Annotated in this window: 20 protein-coding genes; 8 read left to right on the plus strand and 12 right to left on the minus strand. The window is 75.0% G+C overall.

What is annotated here, in order from left to right:
- Positions 1 to 34: 34 nt before the first annotated feature.
- From ABD268_RS11780 to ABD268_RS11800, 5 genes are read right to left on the minus strand one after another with little or no spacing between them, the layout of a single operon-like run.
- A complete protein-coding gene (locus ABD268_RS11780; RefSeq protein ID WP_344151907.1) occupies positions 35 to 229 on the minus strand; it encodes a ferredoxin in 195 nt (64 codons plus the stop codon).
- The gene (locus ABD268_RS11785; protein ID WP_344151910.1) at positions 226 to 1461 is read right to left on the minus strand and encodes an NADH-ubiquinone oxidoreductase-F iron-sulfur binding region domain-containing protein; all 1236 of its coding nucleotides are present in this window, start codon (positions 1459 to 1461) and stop codon (positions 226 to 228) included. Before ABD268_RS11785 ends, ABD268_RS11780 begins: the two co-directional genes overlap by 4 nt.
- On the minus strand, positions 1458 to 2060 hold the full coding sequence (locus ABD268_RS11790) for a ferric reductase-like transmembrane domain-containing protein (protein WP_344151912.1): 603 nt from the start codon (positions 2058 to 2060) through the stop codon (positions 1458 to 1460). The genes ABD268_RS11785 and ABD268_RS11790 overlap by 4 nt, the downstream gene beginning before the upstream one ends.
- Entirely contained in the window at positions 2057 to 3004 is a 948-nt protein-coding gene (locus ABD268_RS11795; protein WP_344151915.1) for an FAD:protein FMN transferase, read from the minus strand. The genes ABD268_RS11790 and ABD268_RS11795 overlap by 4 nt, the downstream gene beginning before the upstream one ends.
- Positions 3001 to 3483, minus strand: a complete 483-nt coding sequence (locus tag ABD268_RS11800) for a hypothetical protein (RefSeq protein WP_344151918.1) — start codon at positions 3481 to 3483, stop codon at positions 3001 to 3003. The genes ABD268_RS11795 and ABD268_RS11800 overlap by 4 nt, the downstream gene beginning before the upstream one ends.
- 131 nt (positions 3484 to 3614) lie before the next feature.
- On the opposite strand from ABD268_RS11800, the gene ABD268_RS11805 reads away from it, so the two are divergent.
- Entirely contained in the window at positions 3615 to 4064 is a 450-nt protein-coding gene (locus ABD268_RS11805) for a hypothetical protein (protein ID WP_344151921.1), read from the plus strand.
- Between the two features lie 13 nt (positions 4065 to 4077).
- Here ABD268_RS11805 and ABD268_RS11810 read toward each other — a convergent pair whose 3' ends face one another.
- Positions 4078 to 5361 (minus strand): HAMP domain-containing sensor histidine kinase, encoded by a 1284-nt coding sequence (locus ABD268_RS11810; RefSeq protein WP_344151924.1) that lies wholly within the window; start codon positions 5359 to 5361, stop codon positions 4078 to 4080.
- Positions 5361 to 6053: a response regulator transcription factor gene (locus ABD268_RS11815; RefSeq protein WP_344151927.1), complete on the minus strand. Its 693-nt coding sequence runs from the start codon at positions 6051 to 6053 to the stop codon at positions 5361 to 5363. The genes ABD268_RS11810 and ABD268_RS11815 overlap by 1 nt, the downstream gene beginning before the upstream one ends.
- Before the next feature lie 47 nt (positions 6054 to 6100).
- Here ABD268_RS11815 and ABD268_RS11820 point away from each other — a divergent pair, with 47 nt between their 5' ends.
- The 3 genes from ABD268_RS11820 (at position 6101) to ABD268_RS11830 (ending at position 7940) form a co-directional block, all read left to right on the plus strand.
- Entirely contained in the window at positions 6101 to 6643 is a 543-nt protein-coding gene (locus ABD268_RS11820) for a hypothetical protein (RefSeq protein ID WP_344151931.1), read from the plus strand.
- Between the two features lie 137 nt (positions 6644 to 6780).
- Positions 6781 to 7047 (plus strand): GlsB/YeaQ/YmgE family stress response membrane protein, encoded by a 267-nt coding sequence (locus ABD268_RS11825; RefSeq protein ID WP_344151934.1) that lies wholly within the window; start codon positions 6781 to 6783, stop codon positions 7045 to 7047.
- Positions 7048 to 7211: 164 nt separating this feature from the next.
- The gene (locus tag ABD268_RS11830) at positions 7212 to 7940 is read left to right on the plus strand and encodes an SGNH/GDSL hydrolase family protein (protein ID WP_344151937.1); all 729 of its coding nucleotides are present in this window, start codon (positions 7212 to 7214) and stop codon (positions 7938 to 7940) included.
- Here ABD268_RS11830 and ABD268_RS11835 read toward each other — a convergent pair.
- A complete protein-coding gene (locus ABD268_RS11835; protein ID WP_344151940.1) occupies positions 7918 to 8811 on the minus strand; it encodes an alpha/beta fold hydrolase in 894 nt (297 codons plus the stop codon). The two genes, ABD268_RS11830 and ABD268_RS11835, sit on opposite strands and share 23 nt — an antisense overlap.
- A 104-nt stretch (positions 8812 to 8915) precedes the next feature.
- Between ABD268_RS11835 and ABD268_RS11840 the strand changes: the two genes are divergently transcribed.
- From ABD268_RS11840 to ABD268_RS11850, 3 genes are all read left to right on the plus strand, one after another.
- Positions 8916 to 10943 carry an ATP-dependent DNA helicase gene (locus ABD268_RS11840; protein ID WP_425573714.1) on the plus strand — a complete coding sequence of 676 codons (2028 nt, stop codon included), beginning with the start codon at positions 8916 to 8918 and terminating at the stop codon, positions 10941 to 10943.
- A 385-nt stretch (positions 10944 to 11328) separates the two neighbouring features.
- Positions 11329 to 12603: a hypothetical protein gene (locus tag ABD268_RS11845; protein ID WP_344151943.1), complete on the plus strand. Its 1275-nt coding sequence runs from the start codon at positions 11329 to 11331 to the stop codon at positions 12601 to 12603.
- A gap of 97 nt (positions 12604 to 12700) precedes the next feature.
- Positions 12701 to 13990 carry a hypothetical protein gene (locus ABD268_RS11850; RefSeq protein ID WP_344151946.1) on the plus strand — a complete coding sequence of 430 codons (1290 nt, stop codon included), beginning with the start codon at positions 12701 to 12703 and terminating at the stop codon, positions 13988 to 13990.
- A gap of 9 nt (positions 13991 to 13999) precedes the next feature.
- On the opposite strand, the gene ABD268_RS11855 is transcribed toward ABD268_RS11850, so the two are convergent.
- The 4 genes from ABD268_RS11855 to lexA all read right to left on the minus strand — a co-directional run bounded on the left by ABD268_RS11855 (position 14000) and on the right by lexA (position 18834).
- Positions 14000 to 15307 carry an alkaline phosphatase family protein gene (locus tag ABD268_RS11855; protein ID WP_344151949.1) on the minus strand — a complete coding sequence of 436 codons (1308 nt, stop codon included), beginning with the start codon at positions 15305 to 15307 and terminating at the stop codon, positions 14000 to 14002.
- 1 nt (position 15308) lies between these two features.
- A complete protein-coding gene (locus tag ABD268_RS11860) occupies positions 15309 to 17048 on the minus strand; it encodes an alkaline phosphatase D family protein (protein ID WP_344151951.1) in 1740 nt (579 codons plus the stop codon).
- 114 nt (positions 17049 to 17162) lie between these two features.
- Complete coding sequence (locus tag ABD268_RS11865) at positions 17163 to 18002, minus strand: phosphatase PAP2 family protein (protein ID WP_344151954.1); 840 nt, start codon at positions 18000 to 18002, stop codon at positions 17163 to 17165.
- A 103-nt stretch (positions 18003 to 18105) separates the two neighbouring features.
- Positions 18106 to 18834 carry a transcriptional repressor LexA gene (gene lexA / locus ABD268_RS11870; protein ID WP_344151957.1) on the minus strand — a complete coding sequence of 243 codons (729 nt, stop codon included), beginning with the start codon at positions 18832 to 18834 and terminating at the stop codon, positions 18106 to 18108.
- A gap of 167 nt (positions 18835 to 19001) precedes the next feature.
- On the opposite strand from lexA, the gene ABD268_RS11875 reads away from it, so the two are divergent.
- The gene (locus ABD268_RS11875) at positions 19002 to 19820 is read left to right on the plus strand and encodes an SDR family NAD(P)-dependent oxidoreductase (protein WP_344151960.1); all 819 of its coding nucleotides are present in this window, start codon (positions 19002 to 19004) and stop codon (positions 19818 to 19820) included.
- The last annotated feature ends 143 nt before the right edge of the window (positions 19821 to 19963 follow it).

Here is a 19963-nt window from a genome sequence, read left to right on the forward strand (position 1 = left end):
TCGGGGCGACGAGGTCGTATGACGTCCCGGCGGGTCAGCGCGGGACCAGCCGGATCGCCAGCCGCGGGCACGCGCGTACGGCGGCCCGGGCGTCGGCGACGAGCTCGTCGGTGACCTCGCCGCGGACGATCGGGTAGCCCCACTCGTCGAGGTCGACGACCTCCGGCAGCAGCTCGTGGCACAGCCCGCGGGCCTCGCAGCTGGGCCAGTCGACCCGGAGCCGGCTCATGACGCCACCGCCCGGTGCTCGCCGGCGCAGCCACCGGCGGCGTGCGCGGCGACCTCCTGCGGCAGCACGGCCAGCAGCGAGCGCACCAGCCGCGACGTGCCGTCCGGGTGGGCACAGGCCCCGCGGCCGCGCACCAGGCCGGCCAGCTCGGCGACCCGGTCGGTGCCGCCCGATCCGTCGACCACGGCCCGCAGCGCCACGCCCAGCGCCGGCAGCCCGTTGCGGCAGGGCCCGCAGCGTCCGGCGCTCTGCCCGGCCAGGAAGTCGACGATCCGGCTGGTCAGCGCGACCGGGCAGGTGCCCGCGGCGGGGGTGAGCAGCACCCCGGCGCCCAGCGGGGTGCCGATCGCGGCCAGGCCCGCCACCGACAGCCGGGCGCTGGCGACGGTGGGCCAGGTCGCCCACGACCCGTGGAACCCGCCGACCAGCGCGGGCAGTCCCCACGCCGCCTCCGGCAGCAGGTCGCGGAGCCGGGTGCCGTAGGGCACCTCGTGCACGTGCGGCACCTCGCCCGGCCGGGTCAGCGTGAGCAGCGCGGTGCCGGGCTCCTGACGGGTGCCGTGGCGGCGGTAGGCGACCTCGCCGCGGAGCGCGAGCAGGCCGACGTGCGCCCAGGTCTCGGCGTTCGAGAGCAGGGTCGGGCGGCCGCGCAGGCCCTCGACCGCCTCCGGCTGCCAGGCGGTGACGGGCAGGTTCGGCCGCCCCGACAGCAGCTCGATGACCGCCCGGGCCTGCCCGGCGACGAAGCGCGGGGCCGCCTCGTGGGCGTGCACGTCCAGTCCGTCGCTTCGCTCGCCGAGGGCCTGCAGGATGCTGCGCCGCACCTGCGTCCGCTCGCCCGGCAGCACCAGGTGCAGCTCGCGGGCGCCCAGCGCCCGGGCGGTGGCCACGGCGCCGTCGAGGACCAGGTGCGGCCGGGCCAGCGCGAGCGCGCTGTCCTTGGCGCTGGCCGGCTCGCCCTCGCTGAGGTTGACCACGACCACCGGCCGGCGCCGCCGCGCGGCCGCCTCGAGCTTGGTCGCGAACGGGAACGCCGCCCCGCCGCGGCCCCGCAGCCCGACCCGGCCGACCAGGTGCTGGAGCTCGGGGAGCCCGAGGTCGGGGAGCGCGCCGTACCGCTCCCGGTGCGCGGCCAGCGACGGGCCGTCGTCGACGCCCTCGAGCAGGGCGGGCCCGCCGTGGATCCAGACTTCCTGCGGGACGGGGACGGGGGAGGTGGCAGGGCCGGTCACGGCAGGCTCCTCTCGGCCAGCGGTTCCCGGACGCGGGCGGGTCGGCGGGTGCGGCCCAGCCGGACCAGGCCGGCGGCCAGGACGGCGCCGACGCAGGCCAGGGTCGGCAGCGCGGCCCAGCGGTGCTCGGGCGCGAGCAGCGTCGCGGGATCGGTCCCGAGGTCGGTGCCGATGCCCAGGCCGTGCACCACGGCGACGCCCCAGGCCAGCCAGGACAGCAGGTGCACCGAGTGCCAGGCCCGGAGGCTGAGGTGGGAGCGGAGCAGGCTGGTCAGCACGACCACCGCCATCAGGTCCAGCGACAGCGTGCCGAGCCCGAGCCACACCGGCATGTACGTCGCGCCGACGGGGACCACCGCCTGCCACCACCGGATGTCGACGAAGGTGTCGGCGACGGCCGAGGCCACGTGCACGACCAGCAGCACCACCGACAGCAGCGCCAGGTTGCGGTGCAGGGACTGGGTGACGAAGCGCGGGACGCCGCGGCCGGCCCGGCCGTTCATCGCGAGCACGCCGAGCACGGTGCTGGTCGTGAGTAGCACCAGCAGCACGAGGCCGGTGCTGCGGTTGAGGTACCAGAGGAACGGTCCGTCGGTCATGCGGCTCCTCCTTCCAGAGGAAGGTCGTCGGTGGGCCAGGCGCCCACGGTGTGAACGCTGCCGTCGCGGGCCACCAGGCGTGCGGTGACGCCGTGGCCGGCCAGCCAGCCGGGCGCGTCCGCGCCCAGCACGACGGCCGCGGTCGAGGCGGTGTTGGCGGCGACGCAGGTCGCCCCGGTCGTGGTGACGGTGCGCCAGACCTCGGCGGCGGGCAGGCCGGTGCGCGGGTCCAGCAGGTGGTGCCGGCGTACGCCGTGCCGGGTCCAGCGGCGGACCCGGGTGCTGGAGGTGGCGAGCCCGCCCCGGTCCAGCGCGACCAGCGCCTCGGGCGGGTCGCCGGGACGCTCCGCGACCGCGACCGGCCACGGACGACCGTCGGGCGCGGCGATGCGGAGGTCGCCGCCGACGCTCACCAGCGCCCCGGCGTCGAGCTGCTCGGCGTACGCCGCGGCCACCAGGTCGGCGGCCCAGGCCTTGCCGGTCGCCCCGAGGTCGAGGGCGGAGCCCACCGGGATCCGCAGAGCCCCGGCCGGGTCCAGCTCGATCTCCCGCCAGGCGTCGGGGTCGGGCGCCGGGGCCATGGCCGGCAGCGCGGGGTCCTCCGCCCGCTCCACCAGCTGCGCGAAGTCCCGGTCATAGCCCAGGTGCACCAGCGGCCGGCCCAGCAGCGGGTTGACCAGCCCGTCGGTCGCGCGGGCCGCGCCGAGCGCCGCGTCGACCGCGGCGACCAGCAGCGGGTCGACCTCGACCCAGTGGCCCGGGTGCGCGTTGGCCAGGCACAGGTCGGAGTCGGGCCGGAACCTGCTGCACACCTCGTCGACGTCGCGCAGCACCTCCCCGGCCAGCCGGCGGGCCGTCCTGAGGTCGTCGGGGCTGCGCACGGCCACGAACACGCTCGTGCCGAGCGCCGCGAAGGTGGACGCGGTCGGGACCACGGTCGTCACGAGCCGGTGGCCGGCGCCGGCGGGGGCGGCGGAGGGGGCGGCGGCGGTGGCGGGGGCGCCGCGGGTCCCGGAGCCGCGGGGGCGGCGGGGGATGCCGGGACCGGCGTCGTCGAGCTGGGGGCGCTCACGCTGCCCCCGCCACCGACGGAGGAGGACGTGCTGCCGGCGGCAGTCACGTAACGGGTGGTCACCCGGGTCCGGGTCGGCCGCGGGTGCAGCACCACCGAGGACCGCAGCGCCTTCGAGGTACGCCGGGCCACGAGCGCGTCGTACCTCGCCCGGGCCTTCTCCGCGCGGGCGGCCGCGACGCGGTGCTGGGCCTGCTGCTCGGCCCGCTGCCGGGCCTGGTCCGCGGCGTGCGCCTGGGCGGCCAGGCCGGCGAGCCAGCCGGTCGAGGTGAGCGCACCGACCAGGGTCACGCCGGTGACGGCGCTGACCGCGAGCCGGTAGCGCTCCCGGGTGCTGGACGAGTAGGTCATGGCCAGCACCCTCCGGGTCCGCGCCGCAAGCCGGCCTCATGGCGTCGTCAAGTCCTCGTCAAGAGGGGGCTTGACCCGGATTTGAGGTTCTCGCGACACGCCCCTAGGGCGAGGGCTCCCACGATGACCCCATGAAACGACTCTCCGCCGGAATCCTGTCCGCCGCCGCGCTGGCCGGCCTCGCCGGCTCGACCGTCGCCTACGGCTGGGGGAGCTCGGGCGCGGGCAGCCCGGCGCCGGTCTCCTCGCCCCGGTCGACCGAGCGCCCGCACGCGCAGGTCGTGCGGCCGGGCTCCGCCTTCCGGTGGGCGCCGTGCAGGCCGCCGGCCCACCTCGAGCACGGGGTCTGTGTGACCGACGTGGTCCGCACCGTGGTGGTCCCGGCCCCGGCGGCGCCCGCGGTCCCGGTGGCCCCCGGGACCGCGACCGCACAGGGCGCCGCCACTGCGCCGAGCACCCCGGCCGCCGTCGCGGAGGCGGGCGCGGAGCCGGGCGAGGACCACGCAGAGGAGTCCGGTGAGGACCACGAGGAGGAGCACTGGGACGACGATGGCGACCACGCCGAGGAACCCGACGACTGAGCCGGCCCGGCGCTCAGCCGGCGGCCCGGGGCAGCACCACCTCGACCAGCGCGCCGCCCTCCGGGGCGGTGCCGGTGCGCACCCGGCCGCCGCAGCCCGCCGCGATGCGGCGGGCGATGTCGAGACCGAGGCCGGTGCTGCCCTCGCGCTGCTGCCGGCCGCCGGCGGAGAAACCGGGGCCTGCGTCGGCCACCAGCAGCACGACGTGGGGCTCGCGGTGGTCGACCTCGTGCAGCTCGAGCCGCAGCCGGGTGCCCTCCGGGGTGTGCGCGAAGACGTTGTCGATCAGCACGTCCACGAGGTCGGTGAGGTCCTCGACCGCCAGCGGCACCACCAGCCGGCCCTCGGGCAGCAGCACCCGCAGGTCGCGGTCCTGGTCGTCGGCCAGCGCCCGCCAGAAGTCCACCCGGCTGCGGACCGTGGCCGTGGCGTCGCAGATCGGCGCGAGGTCGGTGCGCACCGGGCGCCGCGCCTCCTTGACGATGGCGTCGATGGTGCGCTGCAGCACGGTGATGTGCGCCTGCAGCCGCTGCGCCAGCTCGGGGTCGGTGACCCCCTCGGCGTCGAGGCGCAGCGCGGTCACCGGGGTGCGCAGCCGGTGCGACAGGTCGCCGACCGCGGCCCGCTCGCTGACCAGCAGCTCGCCGGTGCGCTCGGCGAGGCCGTTGAGCGCCCGCGCCAGCTCCTGGGTCTCCTGGGTGCCGCGCACCTCGGCCCGGGCGGCGAGGTCGCCCTCGCGCAGCCGGTGCGCGGTGCCGGCCACCTCGAGCAGCGGCTCGCTGATCCGCTTGCCCAACCGGGAGGCGAGCACCAGCGCGAGCACCAGCAGCACCGCGCCCAGCCCGATGATCCCGGTCCAGGCGCGGGCCACGCCGCGGCGCAGGTCGGCCACGGCCACGGTCGACCGCACCACCGTGGTCCCGTCCGCGACGACCACGGGGAGCAGCACCCGGCCGCCCCGGTCGTCGACCACCGTGAACGCCTCGCCGCGCAGGGCCCGGCGTACGTCGGGGTCCTGCTTCATCGACGGCCCGCCGCCGACCTCGCGGCCGTCGGTGGTCAGCACCCGCGTCGTCGTCGCGCCGCGGCGGTTGATGCCGGACACGAACGCGCGCAGCTGTCGGGGGTCGTCGGGCGCGCCGGCCGCCAGGATCGCGACGCTGCGGGCGTCCTGGTCGGCGGCGGCCATCGCCCGGTCCTCGGCCAGGGTGCGCACCAGCAGGCACAACGGGATCACGAACGAGACGATCACCGTCGACGTCGTGACGACGACCAGCCATGAGATCCGGCGCCGCATCAGGGGCCCTCGGCGCGCGGGTCGACGAGGCGTACGCCCACCCCGCGCACGCTGACCAGGTAGCGCGGCTCGGCCGCGGACTCGCCGAGCTTGCGCCGCAGCCAGGACAGGTGCACGTCCACGGTCCGGTCGGACCCGCCGTACGGCTGCTGCCACACCTCGGTCAGCAGCTCCCGCTTGGTGACCACCTCGCCGGCCCGGGAGGCGAGCAGCAGCAGGACGTCGAACTCCTTGCGGGCCAGGTCGAGGGGCTCACCGGCCAGGGTGGCGGTGCGGGTGCGCTCGTCGACCACGAGGTCGCCGACCCGGAGCGCCGCGGGCGCGCTCTCGCGGCCGCCGCGGCGCAGCACGGCCCGGATCCGGGCGGCGACCTGGTCGGTCCCGAACGGCTTGACGACGTAGTCGTCCGCGCCGCTGTCCAGCGCCTTGACCATCGTCGGGTCGTCGTCCTGGGCGGTGATCACGATGATCGGCACCTGGCTGGCGGCCCGGATCATCGAGATCAGGGTCAGCCCCTCCACGTCGGGGAGGCCGAGGTCGAGCAGCACCACCTGGGGCGCCTCGCGCAGCACGTGCTCCAGCCCGGCCAGCCCGGTGGCGGCGGTGGCCACGGCGAACCCGCGCTCCCGGAGCCCCCGCTGCACCGCGGCGCGGATGGCGTCGTCGTCCTCGACCACCAGGATGCTGGTCATGCCCGAACCGTAGCCCCGCGGTCCGCCGCCGGTGGAAGGATGACGGGATGAGGGCGACGCGTGCCGTGCTGCTCGGCGTGGCTGCCTGGCTGGCGGTCGTGGCCGTCGGGTCCACCGCGGTCTGGCTGGTGATCTCGCGCGCCGGCGAGGACGTCGGTGCGACGACCCGGGCGCCGCTGCGGGCGGCCGCCACCGCCCCCGCGACGCCCTCGCAGCAGCGCACCGTGGAGCGCCCCGACCGGACCCGGTCGTCCCCGGCCCAGCCCTCCGCCACGCCGGCGCCGCCCTCGGCGACCCCGTCCGGGTCCTCGACCCCGGCGACCCCGGCGACCCCGGTGGCGCAGACCCGCACCTGGCAGGGAGTCGGCGGCGCGGTCACCGCGCGGTGCCGCGGCGCCGCGGTCAGCCTGGTCGCGGCCCAGCCCGACCCGGGCTTCGCGGTCGAGGTCGGCGACCGCGGTCCCGACGCGCTCGAGGTGAAGTTCGAGGGGCGCGAGGACGAGGGCGACCGCAAGACCGAGCTGCGGGCCGTGTGCGTCGCGGGGGTGCCGCGTTTCGCCGCGCGGACCGAGGGCCACGCCGACGAGTGACCGCTCACCCGGCGCGGGTGAACAGCACGGTTGCGGGCGAGCCGGCGGCGCACGCCCTCTGAGCCCGTCGGCCGCGACGCCGAGGACTCGTTGCGGATTCCCGCCGCAGGGATCCCCGCTGGGCGTAGCGTCAGACCATGCTCATCCTCGCAATCCTGCTGTTCGGCATGATCGTGGGAGCCGCGGCGCAGCTCCTGCTCGGCACCCGCGGCCAGGGCATCAACTGGACCACCGCTGTCGTCGCCGGTCTGCTCGGCTCCCTCGTCGGCGGCCTGCTCGTCAGCCTGCTGGCCGGCGACGGCCTCGAGCTGCAGCCGAGCGGCATCATCGGATCGATCGTCGGCGCGATCCTGGTGACCCTCGCCTGGAACTACTGGCAAGGACGCGGGCGCAAGGCCACCTGACCGGCGGCCGACCGGCCGACCGGCCGAGCGGCCGCGCGGCCGGGTGGCCGGGTGGCCGGGTGGTGCGGGTACATCCGGTGGTCGCGCATAACGGTTCGGCGAAGACTGGGGATTGATTCGCGATTCGGCGGGTTGGACCAGCGGGCGGCCTCATGATTGACCCCGTGATCCATCGGGGGGTTGCGGGACCGGTCCCGCTGCGCGGCGCGCGTCGACGCGCCGGCGTCGCGGCCGCCCTCGTCGCCCTCCTCACCGGCACCCTGTCGCTCTACGTCGCCGATCGTGCGGGCGGCGCGGACCCGTCGCGCTGCGAACGCTTCGCCGCCGCCTCGGTCGAGCGGGCCCGCGAGGTCTCCGGCTCCGGGGCCAGGGTCGTCGTGATCGGCGACTCCTGGTCGGTCGGCCTCGGCCTGCGCAGCCCCGCCGCGTCGTGGCCGTCCCGGCTGCCGGGCAGCATCCGCGTGGCCGGCTTCTCCGGGTCCGGGTTCAGCGAGCGCGCCAGCGACTGCGGCCGGGTGTCCTTCGCGGACCGGGCACCCGCGGCGCTGGCGGGCGGGGCGGATCTGGTCGTCGTCGAGGGCGGCCTCAACGACTACGACCAGAGCGACGCGGCGATCACGTCGGGCTTCGTGCGGCTGGTGCGGGAGCTCGACGGCCACCGGGTCGTGGTGGTGGGCCCGGCGAGCGCGCCGTCGCGCGCGGCCGACGTACCCCACGTGGACGCGCTGCTCGCCGAGCTCGCCGGGGAGTACGACGTGGCGTACGTGCGCACCGACGACCTCGCGCTGACCTACCTCGACGACCGGCTGCACCTGACCCCGGCGGGCCACCGGGCCTTCGGCGATGCCGTCGCCGCGCGGGTCGCCGCGGTCAGCGGCCGGCCAGCCGCCTGAGGTCGGTGAGGATCTCCTCGATCCGGACCGCCAGCGACAGGTGCCCCTCGTCGTCGAAGAGGTGCGCCTCGGCGCCGGGCACGTGCGCGACCAGCCACTCGCCGTGGGCGAACGGGACCATCGCGTCCTGGCGGCCCTGCCAGACCGCGACCGGCACCCGGACCGCCCCGAGGTCGAATCCCCAGGGGCGGGTGGCGGCCAGCCCGTCGTCGCGGGCGCCCACCACGCCCTGGGCGCCGGCGTGGTGCAGGCTGCGGGCGAGGTAGTCGCCCAGCTCGTCGGTGAACACGGCCGCGTCCACCGGCGTCAGCAGGCCACCCATCGCCGCGACCAGCTCGTCGTGCGGCGCCCGGAGGATCGGCAGGAAGTCGTGGGTGAGGTAGTCGGCGTAGGCCTCGGCGCCCTGCTCGGCGGCGGCGTACTCGGCCCGGTTCTCCGGGGCCATCCCCTCGAACCAGTCCAGGCCGTCGCCGTCCTTCGGGGCGACCCCGGCGAGCGTCGCGACCGCCAGGCACCGGTCGGGCAGCACGGCGCCGCAGGCGAGCGCCCGGGGGCCGCCGCCGGACCAGCCGAGCGTGACGAACTCGGTCGTTCCGAGGTGGTCGAGGATCGCCACGGAGTCGGCCACGTCGTCGACGATGCGGGGTGCGCCGCAGGTCCACGGGTAGGGCGTCGAGGTGCCGTAGCCGGGCCGGGAGTAGGTCACCATCTGCAGGCCGAGCCGGGCGGCGGTGTCCTCGAACACCGGGTACGGGACCGCCGCCGTCGGCGAACCGCCGTGGTAGAGCCAGGGCAGGCCGTCCGGATCACCACCGGTGAGCACCTCGAGCACGCGTCCGTCGTCGGTCTTGACCTCGAGCCGCTCGGCCATGGTGCCCCTCCCGGGTGTCTGCGCTGGTGGCTACCGCACCCTAGGCCAGGGGCGAGCTGGGGATGGCCGGTTCGGCTGTCCGTGCCCGCGGCTAGGGTTCTGGGGTGCACCCCACCGTGTCCTCCACGAGCCCCGCGACGGGCTCCGCCGACCCCGCGGCGACCGCCGACGGGAGCACCGTGCGCGAGGTGCTCGCCGGTGCCGTCTCCGCGCTCGGCGGCAGCCAGCGCGACGGCCAGGTCGCCATGGCCGAGGCCGTGGCGGGGGCGATGGAGGACGGCAAGCACCTGCTGGTGCAGGCCGGCACCGGCACCGGCAAGTCGCTGGCCTACCTGGTGCCGAGCCTGCTGCACGACCAGCGGGTGGTGGTCGCGACCGCGACGCTCGCGCTCCAGCACCAGCTGGTCGAGCGTGACATCCCGCGGCTGGTCGAGGCGGTCGGCGACAAGGTGGACACGTCGTACGCCGTGCTCAAGGGCCGCTCCAACTACGCCTGCCTGCACCGGATCCGCGAGGGCGTCCCCGACGACCAGGGTGCGCTGGTCGAGATGCCGTCGGGCTCGATGGGCCAGAAGGTGCTCGAGCTGCGGGCCTGGGCCGAGGAGGAGGCCGAGCAGGGCGGCAGCGGCGAGCGCGACAACGCGCCGCGGCACACCGACCGGGAGTGGCGGCAGGTCAGCGTCGGGCACCGCGACTGCCTCGGCGCCGCCAAGTGCCCGTTCGGCCAGGAGTGCTTCGTCGAGGTCGCGCGGGAGAAGGCGCACCGCTCCCACCTGATCGTCACCAACCACTCGCTGCTCGCGATCGACGCGATCGAGGGGGTGCCGATGATCCCCGACTACGACGTGGTGGTCATCGACGAGGCCCACGAGCTGACCGCCCGGGTCACCCAGGCGGCCACCGATGAGCTCAGCGCCAGCGACGTGGAGCGCGCGGCCCGTCGCTCGCAGCGGTTCGTGGACGGCTCCGAGGCCGACGACCTCGCCGACGCCGCCGACACGCTGCGCGACGCGATCGCCGAGTCCGACCCCGGCCGCTTCGAGCGGGTCCCGCAGCAGCTGGCCGACGCGCTGGTGCTGGTGCGCGACGCCGCCCGCGCCTGCCTCTCGGCGTACCCCAAGGAGGGCGAGTCCGGCGACGCCGACGCCGGCCGCACCCAGGCCAGGGGCTCGGTGCAGGAGGTCTTCGCCAACGCCGAGCGGATGGCCGCCGACCTCGAGTCCGACGTGCTCTGGCTCTCCGAGGGCGGCGAGCGGATCCCGCCCCGGCTCTGCGTCGCGCCGCTGCAGGTGTGGGGGCCGATGCGCGACAAGCTGCTCACCGACAAGACCGTGGTCTTCACCTCCGCCACCCTGATGCTCGGCGGCGACTTCAGCGCGGTGGCCACCAGCGTGGGCCTCAAGCCCAGCGAGCGCCTCGTCGACGGTGGCACCGTCGCCGGGTCCGTCTCCGAGGGTGCGCTGCCGTGGCGCGGGCTCGACGTCGGGTCGCCGTTCGACTACGGCCAGCAGGCGATCCTGTACGTCGCCCGGCACCTGCCGCCGCCCGGCCGCGACGGGCTCGGCAAGGCCCAGCTCGACGAGATCGTGGAGCTGGTCGACGCCGCCGACGGCCGCGCGCTCGGGCTGTTCTCGAGCCGCCGGGCCGCGGAGGCGGCCGCCGAGGCGGTCCGCGAGCGGCTGCCGCACCTGACCACGCTGGCCCAGGGCGACGCCCAGCTGCCCGAGCTCGCCAAGCAGTTCGTGGAGGACCCGCACACCTGCCTGTTCGGCACCCTCAGCCTGTGGCAGGGGCTCGACGTGCCGGGGGACACCTGCCAGCTGGTGCTCATCGACCGGATCCCGTTCCCGCGGCCCGACGACCCGCTGATGAGCGCCCGGCAGAAGGCCGCGGACCGGGCCGGCGGCAACGGCTTCATGCAGGTCGCCGCCACCCACGCCGCGCTGCTGATGGCCCAGGGCGCCGGCCGGCTGATCCGCACCACCAGCGACAGGGGCGTGGTCGCCGTGCTCGACCCGCGCCTCGCGACCGCCCGGTACGGCGGCTTCCTCAAGGCCAGCCTGCCGCCGATGTGGACCACCACCGACCCCGCGGTGGTCCGCAAGGCCCTGGCGCGGCTCTCGGGTTCCTGAGTCACCGCTGGTCGACCCGGTCCGGGGGCGGGCGGTGAGCTGGCCACCGTTCCGGGCCAGGATTCGGTGGCTGACTGACCGCTGGTCGGTCGGTCCGGGGGCGGGCGGTGAACTGGCCACCGTTTGGGGCGTGGGTTTGGTGGCTGAGCCACCGCTGGTCGACCCGGTCCGGGGGTGGGCGGTGAGCTGGCCACCGTTTGGGGCGTGGGTTTGGTGGCTGAGTGACCGCTGGTCGACCCGGTCCGGGGGTGGGCGGTGAGCTGGCCACCGTTCCGGGCCAGGATTCGGTGGCTGACTCACCGCCGACCGGGCAAACCGACGCCCACCAGGACCGCCCCGGGCGTACCCTGAGCCGCAGCCGGAAGCGCTGGATCGGGGACGGACCGTGACGTGGACGAGACCGGCGGCCGTGCTCGCGGCCGTGGTGATGCTGGCGGCGGGGAGCTCGCCCGTCCTGGCCGCGCGCTCGGGCGGGCGCGACCAGTCCTTCGCCGGCGACGGCGTGGCCGTGCTCGACTTCGGCCCGCGTGCCGACGGGGCCGCGGCCGGCGACGTCCTGGTGACGTCCTCGGACAAGGTCGTCACCGTGGGGCCCGTCGGGGTCGGGGCCGACACCGTCTTCGGGGTGTCCCGGCTGCGCGCCGACGGCACCCCCGACCGCAGCTTCCACGGGACCGGCCGACGGCTCACCTCGCTGACCGGGCGGGACGTCCCGCGTCGGGTCATCGCCCTGGGCGGCGGCAGGCAGCTGGTCGGCGGCTCGGCCGGTGACGCGTTCGGCCTGGTCGCCTACCGGCGCGACGGCAGCCCCGACCCGGGCTTCGGCACCGGCGGCGCGGTGACCACCGACGTGACCGCCGGGCCGGACCAGGTCCTCGACCTGCGGCGCCGGCCCGACGGGTCGATCCTGGCCGCCGGCACCGCCGGCGAGGGGTTCGCCATCGTCCGCTACCGGCCCGACGGGACGCTCGACCCGGGCTTCGGGGACGCCGGCGTGGTCGTCACCACCGCCGGCTTCTGGGGCACGCCCAACGCCGTACGGCTGCAGCCCGACGGCCGCCTGCTCGTGGTCGGCTCGAGCGAGCCGGACGCCCACGGCTACCTGGGGTTCGCGGTGATGCGCTACACCGCCGACGGGACCCTGGACGAGACCTTCGGTGGCGGCGACGGCCTGGTGACGACGTACCCGCCCGGCCGCGAGTACTCCCGGGCCTGGGCCGTGCTCGTGCTGCCCGACGGCCGGCTCGTCGTCGGCGGCGGCGGGTACGGCGAGGGCGACTACTCGTACTTCTGCCTGGCCCGCTACCTCGCCGACGGCACGCCCGACAGCACGTTCGGGCAGGACGGGGTGCTGAGCACCTGGCTGCAGCCCTACTACGCGCACGTCAACGCGCTCGCCCGGCAGGGGGACGGGAAGATCGTCGCCGCCGGCTGGACCGACGGCGAGGACTGGTCGGACGCGCTGGCCGTCGTCCGCTACCACCCCGACGGCACCCTGGACCGGGCCTTCTCCCATGACGGGAGTGCCGTGGTCGACCTCGCCCAGCGCACCGCCGAGGCCCGCGCCGTCGCGACCCGGAACGGCAAGATCGTGCTCGCCGGCGAGATGGCCAGCTACGCGGGTCGCCGGTGGGCGATCGTGGTCCGCTACCGGCAGTGACCGACGGCTTCCCGGAACGGCGCCCACAACCGCCCCGCCCGGCGTAGCGTGACCGGCAGTCGACGGCCGCAAACGGGCCAGACGGGGGACCCGGAGCATGAGGCTGACGAGACTTGCCGCGGTGCTCGCGGCCGCGGTGGTGCTGGCGCCCGGCGGTGCGCAGGCGGCGGTCGGGGATCCGGGGTCGCTGGACCGGTCGTTCTCCGGTGACGGCAGGGCCGTCCTGGACTACGGCAGTCGGTACGACGACCAGCAGGCGACCGACGTCCTGCCGCTGCCCTCGGGCAAGACCGTCGTGGTCTCCGCGCTGTCGACGTCGACCGGGAGCGCCTTCGGGGTGGCCCGGCTGCGCGCGAACGGCACGCCGGACCCGCACTTCTCGGCCAACGGTCGCCGCACCACCACGTTCACCGGCAACGACGCGCCGCACCGGGTCGTCTCCCTCGGGGACGGCCGGATCCTGGTGGCCGGCTCGGCCGGGGGCGCCTTCGGCCTGGTCGCCTACCAGCACGACGGCAGCCTCGATCCCTCGTTCGGCACCGGCGGCAAGGTGGTCACCGACGTGTCGCCCGGCGCCGACCGGGTGCTCGACCTGCGGCGGGAGCCGGACGGCTCGATCCTGGCGGCGGGCATCGCCGGCGACCAGTTCGCGACGGTCCGCTACGACGCGGACGGTTCCCTGGACCACTCCTTCGGCGCCGGCGGCGTGGTGCTGACGACTGACGGTTTCCCCGGAGACCCCTATGCCGTCCGCCTGGCGCCGGACGGCAAGTTGCTCGCGACCGGCATGGGCGACCGGGACTCCCAGGACGTGCGGCCGCTGCTGGTGTCGCGGTACGACGTGGACGGCTCCCTCGACCAGACCTTCGGCGGCGACGGCCGGGTGACCACCGTGCCGCAGAGCGCCGACTACCAGGACGCCGAATACCTCGAGGGGGACGCGCTGCTGGTCGACCCCGAGGGCCGGGTCCTGGTCGGCGGCGAGCTGGACTGGGCCGACTACTCGTTCTTCTGCCTTGTCCGGTACCTCCCCGACGGCACCCTCGATGCGTCGTTCGCGGACGACGGACTGGCGATCGACGGGGGCGACGGCTACTACGCCCAGATCCGTTCGCTCGCCCAGCAGGCCGACGGGAAGATCGTCGCGGCCGGCTGGACCGACCGCGTGCGCAAGTCCCTCACGCTCGCGGTGCTCCGCTACACCACGACCGGCGAGCGCGACACCACCTTCTCGGGCGACGGCGACGCAATCATCGGCTTCGGCGGCCAGCCGAGGTCCTCGGCGTACGCCGTGGCGGTCCGGGGCAGCCGGATCGTGGCCGCCGGCGATGCCTACGGCCTCGTCGGCGCGAGGACCGTGGGAGTGGTCGCGCAGCTGCGCCAGTGACCGCCGACGTCAGATCCGGGCGCGCCCGTCGTACCCGCCGCGCGGCTTGCCGAGCCCGAAGAACGACGCGACGGTCGGGGCCACGTCGATCGTGCGCGCCTGCGCGGACGACGTCGTACGCCGCGGCACGGCCGGGTGCCCGCCGCTGACGAAGAACGGGATGGCCCGGGTGGCCGGATGGCCGTGGTTGCCGGGGATCGGGTTGCCCGTCGGGTCCGGCTCGCTGAACCGCCAGCCGGCCTTGCAGAAGACCACCACGTCGCCCGCCTCGGGCCCGAGCCGCAGCCACGCCTTGCGCCGGTCGTGGGCAGCGAGCACGCCGGGGGTGGCCTCGGCGATGCGCTGCATCCGCCGGACCGCGGCGTCCCGCTTCGCGGCGGCCCCGGTCCAGTAGAGGAGGTCGGCGCCACCGTTGTCGGCGATGGCCACCTTGCCGGCCAGCAGCGGGTCGGCGTCCAGGGCGCCCTGCAGGCTGATCACGTCGCCGGGGCGGGACCAGTCCATCGAGTGGTCGGCGAGGACGACCAGCATCGATTGCTCCCAGCGCCCCGACGACCTCAGCAGGTCCACGAAGCGCTGCGCCTGCCGGTCGGTGTCGGCCAGCGCCGTGCGCCGCGCCAGCTGCACGTCGTTGCCGGTGTAGTCGGCGTGCCCGAACCGGTCGATGTCGCCGAGGTTGACGAAGACCAGGTGCGGGTCGAGCTCGTCGACCATGGTCAGTGCCGCGTCCATGGTGAAGACGTCCGGCGCGTGCCCGGAGACGGGGACGACCGGCGCCGGCTCCCAGCGGTGGGTGGCCCGGTCGCCGAAGACGCCGTACAGGTACTCCTTGCTGAGCACCGTCCCGGTGGTCAGCCCGGCCCGGTTGAGCCGGCCGATCACGGTGCCGGTGCGGATGTCGCGCTTGCGGTCCATGGTCCGGACCTCGCCGAGCGCGCGGTCGAAGATCTCGTTGGCGGGCACACCGGTCCGGTCCGGCCGCAGCCCGGTCATCATCATCACGTGGTTGGGGATGGTCTCCATGACCCACATTGAGGCGGCCTCCGGGAAGCTCAGCCCACCCTCGCGCAGCGCGTGCAGGTTCGGGGTGAGCACCGGGGAGATCTCGTCGGGCCGGCAGCCGTCGACCACGAGCACGTAGGCGCGCTTCCTCGTCCCGGCACCGGCCGCGGCCACTGCCGGAGCGCCCGCCACCGTGGAGAACACCAGCCCGGCGCCGCCGGCGCGCAGGAGGGTACGCCGGCCGGTGCGGACCTGGGCCGCGCCGCGGGCGAACGCGCTGGTCTCGACGGGCTCGACCGACGACGGCGTGCACATGTCAGGCCCCCACGGGGTGGTCGACGGACACGACCCGGCCGCTGCCGGCCGGGGCGGCGTACGAGGTGGTCCAGGTGATCGTGGCGTCCCGGTCGGCCCGGTCGCTGATGATGAACCAGTCCATCTGGGCCCGCTGCGGGGTCAGGTCGAGCACCGAGAAGCCGTGCGCGTCGAAGTCGAGGTACTTGATGTGCCGGTTGTTGGCCTTGATCGTCTCCTCGACCGCGGTGCTGGTCGCCCCGGTCGGGTCGCCGGTGATGTCCTTGAGGTTGTTGGAGGTGACCGAGGTGCACACGAACTCCACGCCCGCGGTCTCGTCCTCGCTCGGCCCCTGCCCGGTGTAGGTGGACGCGTCGTACGGCAGCTCGGCGGCCCAGCCGGAGTGGATGTCGCCGGTGATGAAGACGGTGTCCTTGACCTGGTGGTTGCGGATGAAGTCGAAGACCCGGCGCCGGTCGGCGGTGTAGCCGTCCCACTGGTCGACGTTGTACGGCGCGCCGTTCGCCGGCAGCAGTCCGGTCACGTCGTTGACCGGGTTGACCAGCTCGTCGGGCAGGTCGCCGAAGTTCACCGGCGCGATCATCACCGGGTTGCCGATCAGCTTCCACTGCACGCCGCGGTGCCGGCGCAGCGAGCCCTCGAGCCAGTCCAGCTGCTGCTCGCCGGTGATGGTGCGGGTCGGGTCGCTGACCTCGCCGTCGGGCCACGGGGCCGGCGGCGCGGGGGAGTCGACCTGCTTGCTGCGGTGGGTGCGCAGGTCGAGCATGCTGAGCTCGGCCAGGGTGCCGAAGCGGAGCCGGCGGAAGAGCCGGCTGCCGTCCCCGATCCGGACGCTGCCGTCGAGCCGCGCGGGCATCCACTCGTCGTACGCCCGGTGCGCGCGGGCGCGGCGCGCCTTGAAGCTGCCCTCACCGCCGTCGCCGTGGCCCGGGGTGTGGTTCTCGGCGCCGTGCTTCCAGGTGTCGTTGGCGACCTCGTGGTCGTCCCAGGTGACGATCCACGGGTACTTCGCGTGGGCGTCCTGCAGGTCCGGGTCGGTCTTGTACTGCGCGTGCCGCTGCCGGTAGTCCGCCAGCGAGACCATCTCGTGGGCGGGCTGGTGCTTGCGGATGTCCTCGTTGTCCGGGCCGTAGCCGTACTGGCCGGGGCCGTACTCGTATAGGTAGTCGCCCAGGTGCACCACCGCGTGCAGGTCGTCACGCGCGGCCAGCCCGCGGTAGGCGCTGAACCAGCCGGCCTGGAGGTTGGCGCAGGAGACCACGCCGAAACGCAGGTGGTCCGGGGTGGCGTCGGCGGCGGGCGCGGTGCGGGTGCGCCCGGCCCGGCTGGTGTGGCCGTCCCAGCGGAACCGGTAGTGGTACCAGCGCGCCGGGTCCAGCCCGGTCACGTCCACCTTGACGGTGTGGTCGCGCTCCGGGCCGGTCGCGAAGCTGCCGCGGCGCACCACGTGCCGGAAGCGCTCGTCGGTGGCCACCTCCCAGTGCACCCGGACCCGGGGCCCGTGGCCCGAGCCCGGGGTGCTCGCCGCGGTCGGCGTGACGCGGGTCCAGATCACGACGGCCCGGGGCAGCGGGTCGCCGGACGCGACACCGTGCCGGAAGGCCCGGTGGCCGGCGGCACGCTGCGAGGCGGTCGCGTCGGCGGTGCCGGCCACGGTCACCAGGACACCTCCGGCGGCGCCGGTGGCCAGGACGGTACGCCGGGGCAGCGCGCGGTTCAGGGCGGGGCGAGGTGTGGTCACGGACCGATCAACGGAGCTGATCGGTCAGAGGTGACGCGGCCGGGGTGTGAGCACCGTCCCGTCACCCGCGCGTCACCGGAGGGACACCCGCCGGTGGGCTGACGCGGCGGCGGACTACTTGGCGTGCGCGGCTGCGCTGGGCGCGCCGGGACCGGCGGACACAAGCTCCGGGGCGTCCGACGCGGTGTCGCCGTTGGTGCGACCCGGGGCGTCCTTGGGCGACGGCAGGGTCTCGGCGGCCAGGAACCCGGCCACGACCACGAGCCAGCCGACGATGACGTCGATGACCCAGTGGTTGCCGGTGCCGACGATCACGATCGCGGTGCCGGCCGCGTAGGCCCAGCCGAGGCCCTTGAGCCAGTGCCAGCGGGCGTGCCGCTGCAGCGAGATCGCGACCCAGAGCGCCCAGCCCGCGTGCAGGGAGGGGAACGCGGCGAGCTCGTTGGTCAGCCCGCCCAGGCCGCGCGGCGCGGAGGCGTCCGTGCCCCACCAGCCGTCGGCGGCGTGCAGGCTCAGCACGTCGGCGTACCCCTGGATGAACCGCGGCGGCGCGGTGGGCATCAGCAGGTAGGCGACCAGGCCGAGGATGGTGGCGATGGCGAGCGCCCGGCGGGCGGGCACGTAGCAGTGCCGGCCGAGGCGGTAGAGCCACAGGAGCACCGCGCCGGTGACGATGTAGTGGAGCGTGGCGTACCAGTAGCTGCCGACCAGCCCGATCGCGTCGTTGTCGATGAAGAGCTTGTTGAGCGACAGCTCCCAGTGGATGCCGAGGTGCCGCTCGATGTGGAGCAGGTCGTTCGCGCGGGCCAGGGCCGGCCCCATGTTGGCGTCGGCGAAGAGCCGGGAGAGGCTGTAGGCGACCCACAGGGAGAGCACCAGCACCAGCTCGAGCACGCCACGGAAGACCCTCGGGTATCGGTTACGGATCCCCGGGATCACGGGCAGGCTCGGCATCGTCACAGGCGTACTTTCGGGCTCACTGATCGTCAGACAGAGCCAAGTATTACCCGGAAGTATTCCGATGACAGGGGATTAAGGCCCCTTGTCACGCGCGGCGTCACATGCGGCGCAGGACCGCAGTGACCTTCCCGAGGATGGTCGCGTGGGTGCCGTCGATGGGCTCGTAGGCGTCGTTGTGGGGGAGCAGCCACACCTGGCCGTCCTTGCGCTGGAACGTCTTGACGGTGGCCTCGCCGTCGATCATGGCGGCCACGATCTCGCCGTTCTCGGCGGTCTGCTCCTGGCGGATCACGACGTAGTCGCCGTTGCAGATGGCGGCGTCGATCATCGAGTCCCCGGAGACCTCGAGCAGGAAGAGCTGGCCGTCGCCGACGAGCTGCTTGGGCAGCGGGAAGACGTCCTCGATCCGCTCCTCGGCGAGGATCGGGCCACCGGCGGCGATCCGCCCGACGACGGGGACGTACTGCGCGGCGGGCACGGCGTCGCCGATCCCGGTCTCGTCGTACGACGACTCGTCGGCCGCCGAGATCGAGCGGCGGGCCGCCAGCACCTCGGGCAGGAACACCTCGATCGCGCGCGGCCGGTTGGGGTCGCGCTTGATGAACCCCTTCTCCTCGAGCACCTTCAGCTGGTGCGCGACGCTGGAGGAGCTGGTCAGGCCGACCGACTCGCCGATCTCGCGCATGCTCGGCGGGTAGCCGCGCCGCTCGATCGAGCCCTTGATCGTGGTCAGCACGCGCTGCTGGCGCGGGGTCAGGCCGGTGGCGTCCGGGGGGCCGTCGGGCAGCTGGGCAACCTTGTGGGCGTCGGTCTTCTTCGTGGCCATGCGGCTGCCTCCGGGTTCGCGGCGTACGGCCCGGGCGTCCCGGGCTGGTGCCACCAACCGTAGCCAAACCGGACCGGTGATTCAAACATCTGTTCGAACTGCGTGTCGCACTGGTCAACCGGTGGTCGAGCCTGTCGAGACCACGCCCGGTCTGGTTGACTCCCGTCATGTCGACGAACCCCGCCCCCAGCTCCGAGCCCATCAGCTGTGTCGTCACCGGCGGCGCCCGCGGCATCGGTCGCGGCATCGCCGAGCGGATGGTCGCCCGGGGGTACCAGGTCGTGCTGACCGACGTGGACGGCGAGGGCGCGAGGCGGACCGCCGACGAGATCGGCGCCGCCGAGGGGCTGGCGCACGACGTCCGTGACCCGGGCTCCCACGCGGAGGCCGCCGCGACGGCCGGGCGGCACGGCGTGCTCACTGCGTGGTTCAACAACGCCGGCGTCGGCGACGACGGCACCCTGGCGGAGCTGTCCGAGGAGGCCGTGCGGCGCCTGGTCGACGTCAACCTGATGGGCACGATGTGGGGGATGCGCGCGGCGATCGCGGCCTTCGAGGCCTCCGGGCGCGACGGCGACATCGTCAACACGGCGTCGCTGGCCGGGCTGGGGCCGGTGCCCGGCTACAGCGTGTACGCCGCGACCAAGGCCGCCATCGTGTCGATCTCGATGTCCGGTGACGTCGAGACCCGCAAGGGGATCCGGGTGCGCGCGCTCTGCCCGGACGGGGTGAGGACCGCGATGCTCGACCAGCAGACACCCGGCGGGATGGGGAGCGCGCTGGTCCACTCCGGCGGCCGGATCCTCACCGTGGACGAGGTGGCCGAGGAGGCGGTGGGCCTGCTGGGCAGCCGCCGCGTGGTGCGCTCGGTGCCGGGCTGGCGCGGTGGCGTGGTCCGGGTCTCCGCGATGGCGCCGTCGGTGGCCGCCCGCGGGCTGGGCCTCTTCGTGGCGCAGGGGCGTCGCGCGATCAGCCGCAACGCCTGATCCGCGTCGGGGGCCGCTCGAACGTGTTCGAACAAATGTTCGTCCAGGGCCTTGTGCTGTTCGAACACCTGCTCTAACCTCGTACACATGTTCGATCGAACGTCTGATCGAGCCGATCGTGACCAGGGTGGTCCAGACATCCC

This window comes from Nocardioides koreensis (genome assembly GCF_039531775.1).
GTDB lineage: Bacteria > Actinomycetota > Actinomycetes > Propionibacteriales > Nocardioidaceae > Nocardioides > Nocardioides koreensis.

Bases quoted from the DNA above. Each gene is read 5' to 3' on its own strand.
- ABD268_RS11865 (WP_344151954.1), bottom strand. From the start codon at position 18,002: ATGCCGAGCCTGCCCGTGATCCCGGGGATCCGTAACCGATACCCGAGG.
- ABD268_RS11790 (WP_344151912.1), bottom strand. From the start codon at position 2,060: ATGACCGACGGACCGTTCCTCTGGTACCTCAACCGCAGCACCGGCCTC.
- ABD268_RS11800 (WP_344151918.1), bottom strand. From the start codon at position 3,483: ATGACCTACTCGTCCAGCACCCGGGAGCGCTACCGGCTCGCGGTCAGC.
- ABD268_RS11855 (WP_344151949.1), bottom strand. From the start codon at position 15,307: ATGTGCACGCCGTCGTCGGTCGAGCCCGTCGAGACCAGCGCGTTCGCC.
- ABD268_RS11850 (WP_344151946.1), top strand. From the start codon at position 12,701: ATGAGGCTGACGAGACTTGCCGCGGTGCTCGCGGCCGCGGTGGTGCTG.
- ABD268_RS11875 (WP_344151960.1), top strand. From the start codon at position 19,002: ATGTCGACGAACCCCGCCCCCAGCTCCGAGCCCATCAGCTGTGTCGTC.
- lexA (WP_344151957.1), bottom strand. From the start codon at position 18,834: ATGGCCACGAAGAAGACCGACGCCCACAAGGTTGCCCAGCTGCCCGAC.
- ABD268_RS11780 (WP_344151907.1), bottom strand. From the start codon at position 229: ATGAGCCGGCTCCGGGTCGACTGGCCCAGCTGCGAGGCCCGCGGGCTG.
- ABD268_RS11820 (WP_344151931.1), top strand. From the start codon at position 6,101: ATGAGGGCGACGCGTGCCGTGCTGCTCGGCGTGGCTGCCTGGCTGGCG.
- ABD268_RS11815 (WP_344151927.1), bottom strand. From the start codon at position 6,053: ATGACCAGCATCCTGGTGGTCGAGGACGACGACGCCATCCGCGCCGCG.
- ABD268_RS11825 (WP_344151934.1), top strand. From the start codon at position 6,781: ATGCTCATCCTCGCAATCCTGCTGTTCGGCATGATCGTGGGAGCCGCG.
- ABD268_RS11835 (WP_344151940.1), bottom strand. From the start codon at position 8,811: ATGGCCGAGCGGCTCGAGGTCAAGACCGACGACGGACGCGTGCTCGAG.
- ABD268_RS11810 (WP_344151924.1), bottom strand. From the start codon at position 5,361: ATGCGGCGCCGGATCTCATGGCTGGTCGTCGTCACGACGTCGACGGTG.
- ABD268_RS11805 (WP_344151921.1), top strand. From the start codon at position 3,615: ATGAAACGACTCTCCGCCGGAATCCTGTCCGCCGCCGCGCTGGCCGGC.